The following is a 13,168-nucleotide window of genomic DNA, read 5'->3' on the forward strand; positions in this document are numbered from 1 at the left end:
TCAATCAAGTGAAATTCTGCGAATTTTCGCGCGATCGCTTCCGCGATCCTCTTCTCGATCTTTTTTCCGGTCGTTTTCCGGATCCTCTTTCAGATCCTGTTTTCGATCCTTTCCCAAATTATCCCGGCAGATTGTTTTTTTCGTGGTCTTTTTCCTTCCTTTTTCTGGTCACGCATTGACATCACAGACAACTAGGAATGCGATACAGGGTAGTGCACCTTATCTGACTTTCGACGGTGGTCGTACGCGTGTTGTTGATACTAACGGTTTGCTTGGGATTACACTATCTGATGGTACACATTATACGCCTTCTACCAATTCATCATCTTCTTCAAGACCTATCGTCTTGCCGGTTGTGGGTCAGAGTTTTGCTGATATTAGTATGTTGGTTCCTACTGATACTAATTCAGTCGATTTAAGTTCTCTTATCGGTCCTCCTAATAATTATTGGGGTGATGATGATGGTGATGCTGACGTTACTGCTACTGGTCGTTTAAGTTTATCTATCGTCGATAAAAACGGTCAAACGGTATCACGTAATTCAGTGTTAACGACTTGTAATTCTCCTTACAAGGTTACGTTATCTAGTACTAACGGCACATTATCTACTCGTTATGGATTTCCTAATCGTAGTACTTTCAGTGCTCGTAGTGAGACTTATTACGTCAATCCTAAGGCTTCGCCTGTGGTTTGTTTTGCAAAGCCTAATTTGGCTCACGGTGTATATGAATATGCTGGCCCTTCTTCAATGTGGGACCCTAATAAAGGTTTTCTCACTCAAGAAACAGACCCGTCACTTTACGGTAGAAACTTTCCTACTACAGGTCTTAATGGACTGTACTTTGATTTACTCATTACCGGTAGTAATCAGCCATTGTCTTGGTCTCCTGTTTCTCGGGGTGGTATCACAGCTACAATGTCTAATCCTACAGCTACAAGCGTACGCGTTACTTTAACAGGTCCTTACGCTAGCACATCCCAGCATAATTCAAACAATCCTGGTCGTATTTCCACTCCATCTTTGCCTCAGACCTTCGAGTTGGTCGGTCGTGATAGTAATGGTGCTCCAGTCGTCAAATATGGTTTTACTTTGAAGCAGTGGTTCGTCAACCGAGGTTTTAAGAATGACACTTATTCTAATACATTATCTTGGTGTAGTCGTATTGGTTATCGCCTTCCTAAGGTAAAGGATTTAACCAACGCATCTTGTTCTAACAGCGATTATAGGTGTCGTGGTTCAGTCGGCGCCACTCCTTCCTCATCCCATAATGGTTATATGCGTCATATAGGTTCTGGTTTTTTCACTGAGTGGGGTCGTATGGAGGATTATTCAGGCGTTGGCTTCATCGGTTGGTACTGGACTAGTGACTCGTCTGGTAGTAACCACTTTATCGTGCACATATACTCCGGTGACGTGATTTGGTACAACAGCGACAACCGCGGACTATGCTCCCATCCTTAGTTTTTATTTCTTCGTCCTTAATCCTTAGGGTGGGGGCGGGAGTGATAAAAAATAGTATTAGGTGATTAAAAGTAAGCTGACTCAAGGAGTCAACGTCGTTTAGCCATAAAAAAAAGCGATTTTGCGGCTAAGCGATGCTTCAATTACCCGCTTCGGCGGGTTTATTTTTGAAGTGTTTTATCGCAAAAAAAGTTGAGGAGCGGGGTTTTTGAGGTTTTAAATTTTACTTAAAAAATTATTCAAATATCAAACTCACTAAATTTCTAATTCAAAGCCCTAAAATAAAATTTTTAAGGATCAATTGCTCTAATTCTAAAGATTTGTAATTATAATATATTTAATTAAAACAACAATTAAACAATCATTCTTTAGATCCTTTTTAGATCTTATTTACAAAAGTTAACGTAAATGAGTGAAAAAAAGTGTTGCATCGTGTTTTTCCAATCACTATACTTTTTACACGGTTTTAGCTCAAAGGCTAAAATTTAGCAGAAAAGTATAAAATTGTAAATTAATCAAAAAATTACTTGACAGGATTGTCACATATGCATTATAATTTTCAACAGGCAACAGGCAACAGGCAACCTGGCCAACCTATCTTTTAAATTCGTCTAAGTCCAGCACCCAGTTTAAATTTTTCACTGAAACTTATTTTTCCACGCAATCAAGTGAAATTCTGCGAATTTTCGCGCGATCGCTTCCGCGATCCTCTTCTCGATCTTTTTTCCGGTCGTTTTCCGGATCCATTTTCAGATCCTTTTCTCGATCCTTTTTCGGATCCTGTTTTCGATCCTTCGATTTTTCCGAATTATCCCGGCAGATTGTTTTTTTCGTGGTCTTTTTCCTTCCTTTTTCGGGTCACGCATTGACATCACAGACAACTAGGAATGCGATACAGGGTAGTGCACCTTATCTGACTTTCGACGGTGGTCGTACACGTGCTGTCGATACTAACGGTCTGCTTGGGATTACACTATCTAACGGAGCTAATTACACGCCTTCTAACAATTCATCATCTACAACCCCAATCGTCTTGCCGGTTGAGGGTCAGAGTTTTGCTGATATTCGTATGTTCGTCCCAACTAATACTAATTCAGTTTCTTTAAGTACTCTTATCGGTCCTCCTAATAATTATTGGGGGGATGATGATGGAGATTCTGGCGTTAGTGCTACAGGTTCTTTAAGTTTATCTATCGTCGATAACAGAGGTCAATCGGTATCACGTAGTACAGAGCTAGAGATTTGTAAGGCACCTTATAAGGTTACGTTATCTAGTACTAACGGTACATTATCAACTCGTTACGGATTTCCTAATCGTAGTACTTTCAGTGCTCGTAGTGAGACTTATTACGTCAATCCTAAGGCTTCGCCGGTGGTTTGTTTTGCTAGGCCTAATTTAAAATATGGTAAGCTTAATGAGGATGGTATTTCTCACGATTTCCGCGGTCCATCTTCAATGTGGGACCCTAATAAAGGTTTTCTCACACAAAAAACAGACCCTCGCTATTACGGTCAAAACTTTCCTACAACTGGCGCTAATGGGCTGTACTTTGATTTAGATATTAGTGGTAGTAGTCAGCCATTGTCTTGGTCTCCTGTTTCTCAGGGTGGTATCACTGCTACTATGTCTAATCCTACTGCTACAAGCGTACGTGTTACTTTAACGGGTCCTTACGCTACCCTATCCCAGCAAAGTTCATCCACTCCTAGTCGTCTTCCCACTATTTCTTTGCCTCAGACTTTCGAGTTGGTCGGTCGTGATAGTAATGGTGCTCCTGTCGTCAAATATGGTTTTACTTTGAAGCAGTGGTTCGTCAACCGAGGTTCTTGGACGAACACTTATCCTAATACATTATCTTGGTGTAATAGTCTTGGTTATCGAATGCCTCGCGTAAAGGATTTAACTAATGCATCTCGTGGTTGGAATGGTAACCCTATATCCATCGGCGCCACCCCTTCCTCCCCAGGTAAGTATTACATGCGTCATATAGGTTCAGGTTTTTTCACGGAGTGGGGTCGTATGTATGGTTATTCAGGCGTTGGCTTCGACAACTATTGGGACTGGACTAGTGACCCGAATGGTAGTAGCCAGTTTCTCGTGTACACAGGCAACGGTAAGGTGACTTGGAACTACACCCACTACGACAACGGCTACGGACTTTGCTCCCATCCTTAGTTTTTATTTCTTCGTCCTTAATCCTTAGGGCGGGGGCGGGGGTGATAAAAAATAGTATTAGGTGATTAAAAGTAAGCTGACTCAAGGAGTCAACGTCGTTTAGCCATAAAAAAAGCGATTTTGCGGCTAAGCGATGCTTCAATTACCCGCTTCGGCGGGTTTATTTTTGAGTTTTTTTATTGCAAAAAAAGTTGAGGAGCGGGGTTTTTGGGGTTTAAAATTCTGCTTTGCAATGTTGCCTCAAATAAATAATTCTGCCCTAACTATGGCGCTTTTTAGTAGCTGTGTTTTTCTATCAAAAAAAGTTGAGGAGTGGGGTTTTTGAGGTTTTAAATTTCACTTAAAAAATTATTAAAATATCAAAATCACTAAATTTCTAATTCAAAGCTCTAAAATAAAATTTTTGAGGATCAATCGCTCTAATTTTAAAGATTTGTAATTGCAATATCTTTAATTAAAACATAAGTTAATCAAATATCGGTTAGATCCTTTTTAGATCCTATTTACAAAAGTTAACGCAAATGAGCGAAAAAAAGTGTTGCATCGTGTTTTTCCAATCACTATACTTTTTACACGGTTTTAGCTACTAGGCTAAAATTTGACAGAAAAGTATAAAATTGTAAATTAATCAAAAAATTACTTGACAGGATTGTCACATATGCATTATAATTTTCAACAGGCAACAGGCAACAGGCAACCTGGCCAACCTATCTTTTAAATTCGTCTAAGTCCAGCACCCAGTTTAAATTTTTCACTGAAACTTATTTTTCCACGCAATCAAGTGAAATTCTGCGAAATTTCGCGCGATCGCTTCCGCGATCCTCTTTTCGAACGTTTTTCCGATCGTTTTCCGGATCCATTTTCAGATCCTTTTCTCGATCCTTTTTCGGATCCTGTTTTCGATCCTTTTCCGAATTATCCCGGCAGATTGTTTTTTTCGTGGTCTTTTTCCTTCCTTTTTCGGGTCACGCATTGACATCACAGACAACAGCAAATCAGATACAGGGTAGTGCACCTTATCTGACTTTCGACGGTGGTCGTACACGTGCGGTCGATGCTAACGGTCTGCTTGGGATTACACTATCTAACGGAGCTAATTACACGCCTTCTAACAATTCATCATCTACAACCCCAATCACCTTGCCCGTTGAGGGTCAGAGTTTTGCTGATATTCGTATGTTCGTTCCTACTGATACTAATTCAGTCGCTTTGAGTTCACTTATCGGTCCTCCTAATAATTATTGGGGAGATGATGATGGTGATTCTGGCGTTAGTGCTACAGGTTCTTTAAGTTTATCTATCGTCGATAAAAACAATCAAGTTGTATCACGTAATTCAGTGCTAACAGTTTGTAATGCACCTTATAAAGTTACGCTATCTAGTACTAACGGTACATTATCTACTCGTTACGGATTTCCTAATCGTAGTACTTTCAGTGCTCGTAGTGAGACTTATTACGTCAATCCTAAGGCTTCGCCTGTGGTTTGTTTTGCTCGGCCTAACTTATTATATGGTAAGCCTAATGAGAATGGTTGGGGTATGGATTTCCAAGGTCCATCTTCAATGTGGGACCCTTATGATGGTTTTATCCCTCAGTCAACTGACCCGTCACTTTACGGCCAAAACTTTCCTACAACTGGTCTTAATGGACTGCACTTTGATTTACTCATTAGTGGTGTAAGTCAGCCATTGTCTTGGTCTCCTGTTTCTCATGGAGGTATCACTGCTACTATGTCTAATCCTACTGCTACAAGCGTACGCGTTACTTTAAGTGGTCCTTACGCTACCGAATCCCAGATTAATTCATCCAGTCCTATTCCTATTTCTAAACCTACTTTGCCTCAGACCTTCGAGTTGGTCGGTCGTGATAGTAATGGTGCTCCTGTCGTCAAATATGGTTTTACTTTGAAGCAGTGGTTCGTCAACCGTGGTGATAAGGAGGACACTTATCCTAATACATTATCTTGGTGTAATAGTATTGGTTATCGTCTTGTTAAGGTAAAGGATTTAACTAATACATCTCGTGATTGGAATGATAACCCTATATCCATCGGCGCCACCCCTTCCTCACCTGGTTATTATTACATGCGTCATATAGGTTCAGGTTTTTTCACGGAGTGGGGTCGTATGCGGGATTACTCAGGCGTTGGCTTCTACTACAATTGGTACTGGACTAGTGACCCGAATGGTAGTCTCCAGTTTATCGTGAACACAAACAACGGTTACGTGAATTGGGGCTACACCTACCGCGACTACGACGGACTTTGCTCCCATCCTTAGTTTTTATTTCTTCGTCCTTAATCCTTAGGGCGGGGGTGGGGGTAATAAAAAATAGTATTAAGTGATTAAAAGCAAGCTGACTCAAGGAGTCAACGTCGTTTAGCCATAAAAAGCGATTTTGCGGCTAAGCGACGTTTGAATTACCCGCCTCGGTGGGTTTATTATTGCGGTGTTTTATCGCAAAAAAAGTTGAGGAGCGGGGTTTTTGTAACGATAAAAAGCCGAACAAGCCTCTTTTCATCCCCTAAAACATTAAGTAACCCTTTTTTTAAAGTTCCAAAAAGCAATCTCCATTTTAAGTTATACAACTCTATGTTATCCTTAACGCAACATTCGATCACAGGACGTTCTATATGATAAAAGATCCATTTTATGATCGTGAGGCGAAAAAGTATGAATCGCCGATCGCCAGTCGTGAACTGATTTTGGATTATCTTACCAAAGAAGCAAAACCAGCCAGTTTAGAAAAAATAGCTAAAGCCGTATCAATCAAATCTGACGAGCAAAAAGAGGCTTTACATCGCCGATTGCGAGCGATGGAACGTGATGGTCAGGTGGTTTACACGCGTCGTAAATGTTATGCCTTACCTGAAAAATTCGATATGGTTAAGGGTAGTGTTATTGCACATCGTGATGGCTATGGCTTTTTACGGGTTGAAGGTAAGCCGGAAGACTATTTTTTGTCACACGAGCAGATGAAAAAGGTTTTACAAGGCGATGTTATTTTGGCTCAGCCAATCGGTAGTCAATACCGTGGTAAGACTGAAGCGCGAGTGGTGCGGATTTTAGAGCCGCGTACTAATCTGATTGTTGGTCGTTATTTTATTGAGCAAGGCGTTGGTTTTGTGGTGCCGGATGATAGCCGTTTGAATTTTGATATTTTAATCGCTGGCAAGCCAAATCGTACGGTTAGAATGGGCTCAGTTGTTGTGGTTGAATTGCAGCAAAGACCTGAACGACGCCAAAAAGCGGTCGGTGTGATTAAGGAAGTGCTTGGCGAGATAATGGGCACGAATTTAGCCATCGATATTTCATTACGTAATCATGAGATCCCTTATGAATTTCCAAAAGCGGTTGAAAACGCGGCTAACAAGTTTAGTGAGCAAGTGCCTGAAAGCGCTAAAAAAGGCCGTAAGGATCTACGCGATTTGCCGTTAGTAACCATTGATGGTGAAGATGCACGAGATTTTGATGATGCGGTCTATTGTCAAAAGAATCGTGGTGGTGGCTATCGTTTGTGGGTGGCGATTGCTGATGTGAGCTATTATGTGCGAACCGGTAAGGCGCTTGATAAAGAAGCTTGTTTGCGTGGGACTTCAGTCTATTTTCCGTCGCGCGTGGTTCCGATGTTGCCGGAAGTTTTATCCAATGGCCTTTGTTCGCTCAATCCACAAGTTGATCGCTTGTGTTTAGTGTGCGAAATGACCGTGTCGAATAAGGGGCGTTTGACCGGTTATCAATTTTATGAAGCGGTGATGAATTCACACGCGCGTTTAACTTATACCAAGGTAGCTAAGATTTTGGAAGGTGATAAGGATTTGCGTGAGCATTATCATGAGTTGGTTCCTCACCTTGAAAATCTTTATGGTCTTTATAAGGTGCTTAATAGTGCTCGAATTGCCCGTGGCGCAATCGGGTTTGAGTCGGAAGAGCCTAAATTCATCTTCAATGCTGATAAACGTATTGAGAGCATTGAGTTAGTTCAGCGAAATGAAGCGCATAAGATCATTGAGGAGTGTATGATTTTGGCCAATGTTGCCGCAGCAAAATTGGTGATTGATGCTGAGATTCCGTCGCTATTTCGTGTGCATGATAAACCGGATGAAGATCGCATAAATAATTTACGCAGTATTTTAAGTGAACTTGGTTTGTCTCTCGGTAAGGGTACCAGTCCAAAAGATATCGCTAAGTTGATGGTTGAGGTTGAAGCAAGACCTGATCATGAGATGTTGCAAACGGTCATTTTGCGCTCAATGAAGCAAGCAATTTACGATCCTGAAAATCGTGGGCACTTTGGGTTAGCACTTGAGGAGTATGCGCACTTTACATCGCCAATTCGTCGTTATCCTGATCTGTTATTGCATCGTGCGATTAAATGGGTTATAGCTGATCAGCAACATAGTAAACAACATGATAAAACCGGCGGGCACCGTTATACGACTAGCGAGATGCTCTATTTTGGTGAACACTGTTCAATGACTGAGCGCCGAGCGGACGAAGCGGTTCGTGATGTCGTTGATTGGTTGAAATGTGATTATATGCAAGATCATGTCGGCGAGGTATTCAATGGCACTATTTCGAGTGTTGTTAATTTCGGCTTTTTTGTGCGATTAGATGATCTATTTATTGATGGTTTAGTGCACGTTTCTTCACTCGAAAATGATTATTATATTTTTGATGCATCACGTAATCGTTTAATTGGTGAAAATACCCGTTTTATTTATCGTTTAGGTGATAAAGTTCAAGTAACAGTCGTTAATGTTAATCCTGACGAGCGTAAAATTGATTTTTCATTGGTTGGCAGTAATAATAAGCCACAACGCCAAGGTAAGACAGCCAAAGATAAGGCGAAGAAAGTCGATAGTGATGCTGAACAGCCAGTTAAGCGCAAAAATAAAAGCCAAGCTAATAGTAAAAAAACGAGCGCAAAGGTTGTCGCAAAGAGTAAAAAACGCAGTAAGCCAAAAACAGCTGCTAAAAAAACCTCTAAATCAGCATCGACCTCAAGCAATCAGAGAAAAAAGAGTAAAAAATAGATGAGTGAAACAGTTTACGGTATCCACGCGATTGAAGCTTTGTTAGCGCGTGCACCAGAAAGAATTATTGAAGTTTTTATCGTTAAAGGCCGAGAAGATAAGCGCCTTAATGCCCTTGTTCGTGAGTTGGAGCAGTTGGGTTTAGCCGTAAAAGTGACCAATAGGCAGTATTTAGATGAAAAAACGAAAAATGGCGTTCATCAAGGTATTTTGGCGATGGTTAAACCAAGCCGTGGTTATCAGGAAAATGATATTCCATTATTAATGGAGCAAAATTCCAATCCGATTATTTTAATTTTAGATGGTGTGACTGATCCACATAATTTAGGCGCTTGTATTCGTACTGCCGATGCCGCTGGTGTGAGCTTTATTGTTGTTCCTAAAGATCGTTCTGCACCACTTAATTCAACCGCTCAGAAAGTTGCATGTGGCGCGGCTGAAAGCGTGCCAGTGGTTAGAGTCACCAATCTGGCGCGTACTATGCGTATGTTACAAGATGAATATCAAGTTTGGATTGTGGGTACCGCTGGTGAAGCAACCAGCACACTTTACCAAACTGACTTTTATAAAAATTCAACAGCATTGGCCTTAGTGATGGGGGCAGAAGGTGAGGGGATGCGTCGATTAACCAAAGAGCATTGTGATGAGTTAGTCAGTATACCGATGGCAGGTATTGTTTCTTCGCTTAATGTGTCTGTTGCTACCGGCGTTTGCTTATTTGAGATTGTTAGACAAAAAAATAAATAGTTAGAGTTATAGTATGTTAGGATTTTTGAAAAAGCTTTTATCAGGGAATAAAGAAAAAAATGCTCCGGCGCTGTCTGAGCGAGATTTGAATGGTCGTAATCGTGTCGGATATCCGACAATGCAATTATCGCGTGAGATTGATAATTTAGTTAAATTGAAATACCGTCCTCTTAAACGTGTAATTAAGGTGTATAGAGACACGCTGTTTTTTAAATGGGGTCCTGCAGTTATCAATAATACTTTATCAGATGAGCAGTTGGCTAATTTGTCCGGACGGAATGTTCAGATGGTTTATTTATTGCTGTTTCGTGATATGTTAAGACATATTTCAGGTTTAGCTAAATTTAGGCATTTTGCCGAAGATTGGCCGGAACAATTTGCGAATGAGTTATTAGATAATTGTAAAATGCTAGGCGATAGTGATGATGTTGATGTCGCTAAAAAAGAAGCGTTATTTGCTAACACTGAGCTTTATAATGTTGATAATCCCATCGATCCTAAACACCCAGAAAATACGCAAATCCCTGATTGGACAGCGCCATTAGCGGAATTAATTATGCTGCCACCGGATATGATTTATAAGTGTCATCGTCCTTTAATGGTTGCAATTGACCGTCGCAAAAAGCGCTAACTTTAACGATTGATTGAGTTGAAGCTGTAATATCGATTCACTCAATCAATTTTGTTAACTTAATTTACTTCCTTCCTTAAATAACACTATTTATTACCAACAATTTTGCAATTTATCTTTGCAAAAATACCCACAGCAAATTCCTCTCACTGCTTGAATTTTGCATTTATACAATTCAATTCTTTTTGTCATAACTAATCAGCCCGATAAGTTCGACAAAGTCTAACAATTATGTGAGGAGAGATAGTAAAGGTATTAACACTTATTTCTATTAAGATAAAGGTCAATGCCGACACAATGGTGTCGGCACGATTATTTTGCTTTTTAGCTTTTGATTAGATCAACATCAATACCTAACCCTTTTGCTACACCTGAACCATAATCGGGATGGACTTTATAGAAGTGTTTAAGCTGTCTAATTTGAATATCACGATCGACGTTTTTCATCGAAGTGACAATATTATCAATAAGCAGTTGTTTTTGATCTGGACGCATTAAATTAAATAATGCACGTGGGTGCGAATAGTAATCACCATCAACACGATGATCGTGTTTATCCATTGTGCCGGCAGGGACATGCATCGGTGGCTCAGCATACTGAGGTTGTTGTTTAGGTGCACTATCAACACTATTTGGTTCATAGTTTGGTGCATTATCTGGCGTATAAAAGCGCATAGCTCCGTCACGTTGATAATTGTGTACTGGGCATTTAGGTGCATTGATTGGTAATTGTTGGTAGTTTGTACCGATACGATAACGGTGCGCATCAGCATACGCAAAAATTCGCCCTTGTAACATTTTATCCGGTGATAAGCCAATACCAGGTACAATATTACTTGGTTCAAATGCGGATTGTTCGACTTCAGCAAAATAGTTTTCCGGATTACGGTTAAGCTCCATAACACCGACTTCAATAAGCGGAAACTGTTTTTGCGACCAAACTTTAGTGACATCAAATGGGTTTTCTGGATGGTTATTGGCTTGTTCTTCACTCATCACTTGTATATAAAGTCGCCATTTAGGGTAGTTACCTTGTTCAATGGCATTAAAGAGATCTTCTTGCGCTGAATCAGGGTTGCTTCCGTCGAGTTCTGCGGCTTTTTTAGGATGAATATTTTTAATGCCTTGTTCCGTTCTAAAATGCCATTTTACCCAAGTTCGTACATTATCTTTGTTGATTAAACTATAAGTATGGCTACCAAAACCATGCATATGTCGAAATCCGTCCGGAATGCCTCGGTCAGAAAAGAGAATTGTTACTTGATGAAGTGATTCTGGCGATAAAGAGAAAAAGTCCCACATCATTTGCGGATCTTTTAAGTTGGTCTTAGGATCGCGTTTTTGGGTGTGGATAAAGTCCGGGAATTTGATTGCATCACGAATAAAAAATACTGGCGTGTTATTACCGACGATATCCCAGTTACCTTGATCTGTGTAAAATTTTACTGAAAATCCACGTGGATCACGTGCCGTGTCAGATGAACCACGTTCACCGCCAACAGTTGAAAATCGAGCAAAAACGGGAGTTTGTTTGCCAACTTCGGCAAAAATGCTGGCATAGCTATATTGAGTAATGTCATTGGTGACGGTAAATGTTCCGTGTGCGCCAGAGCCTTTGGCATGGACTCGTCTTTCTGGGATATTTTCACGGTTAAACTGAGCGAGTTTTTCGATTAATTGATAGTCGTCAATCAATACCGGTCCACGAGGGCCAGCAGTGCGAGAGTTTTGATTGTCGGCAATAGGGGCACCATTATTGGTGGTGAGTTCTTTTTTTTCTGACATTGCAATACTCCTTATTAGATTGTAACTTTATAGTTAAAGAGTTGTGATTGATTTTATTGAAAAACTAATTTACTAAGGAATAAGATAAAGACGGTGATGCGTGTAAAAAAAGATATTGCTCGATTTATTATATAACTAAATTGGCTATTAATTGTAGAAAAACAAATTTATTATTTTTTAATCTAGTAATGAGCGATAGTGAATATAAAAATGGGTCCTTAACCCGATTAAGCATAAATGATTTCCGGTAATTTAACATCCCAATGCTGATTATCAACATGATCAACTTTTTGGCAGGCAAATGCTAGCCCAATAGGATAAATTTGCTGTTGTTGGTAGTTTTCAAGTAAGCGATCATAATAGCCACCGCCCATACCGATACGAAATCCTCGGTCATCAAAAGCCACAAGTGGCGTAAAGATGATATCAAGTTGTTCTATATTTATGATTTTAGTTTTATCGATTACTGGTTCTAAGATACCAAAGCTATTTTTTACTAGTGGTGTATTTGGGGTGTAATTTAAGAAGATTAGTTTATGTTCAGCAACTGGGACAGGTAAATAGACCGATTTATTTTGTTGCCATAGATATTCAATAATCGGTTTAGTGTCGACTTCTCCATCAAATGATAAGAATATTGCAATATGTTGTGCTTGGCTGACGGCAGGATGGTTTTTAATTTGTTGGTAGATTTTGGCCTGTGCGCTGTCGCGTTGTGCCTGAGATAATTCACGTCTTTTTTGACGTATAGTTTGCCGAATGTCCATAAGTTTTTATTTGAAAGAGAGAAGGAATAAAGACTCCAAGATGCCGTTAGGGGCGTAACCCTTGAACCCGAGGTTCAAGGTGAATAGCATGTTTTAATTTTTAGGTTTCCTAAGTTAATTAGGCATACACACCAATTAAAAATCACACCATTCTAAATTAAAGATTATCGGCTCAGGGGACTAACCCATATCGCGAACATCTCAGAGATGTTTACTATGATACAAAATTTAGAAAATCATACAATAGTCTTTGTGGTTTATTTACATTTCATCTAACTAATTGTTAGTATTTAATGCGGAATCAAGTAATTGCTGTAGCATTTTTAGTCGATTTGCAAATTCATCGCTTTTTTCTTTTTCTTTCGTTAGTTCGTAAGAGATATTTAATGCAGCAGTCATGATAAGTTGATCGCTTCCAACTTGGGGGGATTTTTCTCGTAAATTTGTTAATCGCGCATCTAAATCTTTAGCTGCATTTGTAAGTGCGTCAACTTCATCGACTGGACAATTAAATTTTAACGTTCGCCCAAAAATCTGAACGGTGACAGCTTGATTTTCCATATT

9 protein-coding genes and 1 other RNA gene are annotated in these 13,168 nt (G+C 39.9%); 6 read left to right on the forward strand and 4 right to left on the reverse strand.

Annotated elements, in window-relative coordinates; translation table 11 throughout:
- Positions 1 to 142 precede the first annotated feature (142 nt).
- The 6 genes from J3U27_RS09955 (at position 143) to J3U27_RS09980 (ending at position 10,052) form a co-directional block, all read left to right on the forward strand.
- A complete protein-coding gene (locus J3U27_RS09955) occupies positions 143 to 1,462 on the forward strand; it encodes a hypothetical protein (protein ID WP_267377378.1) in 1,320 nt (439 codons plus the stop codon).
- Positions 1,463 to 2,294: 832 nt separating this feature from the next.
- A complete protein-coding gene (locus J3U27_RS09960) occupies positions 2,295 to 3,638 on the forward strand; it encodes a hypothetical protein (protein ID WP_267377379.1) in 1,344 nt (447 codons plus the stop codon).
- A gap of 939 nt (positions 3,639 to 4,577) precedes the next feature.
- On the forward strand, positions 4,578 to 5,918 hold the full coding sequence (locus J3U27_RS09965) for a hypothetical protein (protein ID WP_267377380.1): 1,341 nt from the start codon (positions 4,578 to 4,580) through the stop codon (positions 5,916 to 5,918).
- A 353-nt stretch (positions 5,919 to 6,271) separates the two neighbouring features.
- Entirely contained in the window at positions 6,272 to 8,674 is a 2,403-nt protein-coding gene (rnr, locus tag J3U27_RS09970; RefSeq protein WP_267377381.1) for a ribonuclease R, read from the forward strand.
- Positions 8,675 to 9,421: a 23S rRNA (guanosine(2251)-2'-O)-methyltransferase RlmB gene (rlmB, locus tag J3U27_RS09975; protein WP_065733738.1), complete on the forward strand. Its 747-nt coding sequence runs from the start codon at positions 8,675 to 8,677 to the stop codon at positions 9,419 to 9,421.
- Positions 9,422 to 9,434: 13 nt separating this feature from the next.
- A complete protein-coding gene (locus J3U27_RS09980) occupies positions 9,435 to 10,052 on the forward strand; it encodes a hypothetical protein (RefSeq protein WP_267377383.1) in 618 nt (205 codons plus the stop codon).
- Between the two features lie 324 nt (positions 10,053 to 10,376).
- Here the strand turns inward: J3U27_RS09980 and J3U27_RS09985 are convergent, their stop codons facing one another.
- The 4 genes from J3U27_RS09985 to zapA form a co-directional block, all read right to left on the reverse strand.
- A complete protein-coding gene (locus tag J3U27_RS09985) occupies positions 10,377 to 11,837 on the reverse strand; it encodes a catalase (protein ID WP_267377384.1) in 1,461 nt (486 codons plus the stop codon).
- Positions 11,838 to 12,064: 227 nt separating this feature from the next.
- Positions 12,065 to 12,604: a 5-formyltetrahydrofolate cyclo-ligase gene (locus J3U27_RS09990; protein ID WP_267377385.1), complete on the reverse strand. Its 540-nt coding sequence runs from the start codon at positions 12,602 to 12,604 to the stop codon at positions 12,065 to 12,067.
- 28 nt (positions 12,605 to 12,632) lie between these two features.
- Positions 12,633 to 12,815, reverse strand: a non-coding RNA gene (gene ssrS / locus J3U27_RS09995) — 6S RNA.
- A 65-nt stretch (positions 12,816 to 12,880) separates the two neighbouring features.
- Positions 12,881 to 13,165, reverse strand: coding sequence for a cell division protein ZapA (gene zapA, locus J3U27_RS10000; RefSeq protein WP_065563351.1), 285 nt, complete (start codon positions 13,163 to 13,165; stop codon positions 12,881 to 12,883).
- Positions 13,166 to 13,168 lie beyond the last annotated feature (3 nt).

The organism is Gilliamella sp. B2911, assembly GCF_026536965.1.
Lineage (GTDB): Bacteria > Pseudomonadota > Gammaproteobacteria > Enterobacterales > Orbaceae > Gilliamella > Gilliamella apicola_E.

Excerpts from the sequence above, each read along its gene's own strand:
- zapA (WP_065563351.1), bottom strand. The coding sequence starts at position 13,165 with ATGGAAAATCAAGCTGTCACCGTTCAGATTTTTGGGCGAACGTTAAAA.
- J3U27_RS09985 (WP_267377384.1), bottom strand. The coding sequence starts at position 11,837 with ATGTCAGAAAAAAAAGAACTCACCACCAATAATGGTGCCCCTATTGCC.
- rlmB (WP_065733738.1), top strand. The coding sequence starts at position 8,675 with ATGAGTGAAACAGTTTACGGTATCCACGCGATTGAAGCTTTGTTAGCG.
- J3U27_RS09980 (WP_267377383.1), top strand. The coding sequence starts at position 9,435 with ATGTTAGGATTTTTGAAAAAGCTTTTATCAGGGAATAAAGAAAAAAAT.
- J3U27_RS09990 (WP_267377385.1), bottom strand. The coding sequence starts at position 12,604 with ATGGACATTCGGCAAACTATACGTCAAAAAAGACGTGAATTATCTCAG.
- rnr (WP_267377381.1), top strand. The coding sequence starts at position 6,272 with ATGATAAAAGATCCATTTTATGATCGTGAGGCGAAAAAGTATGAATCG.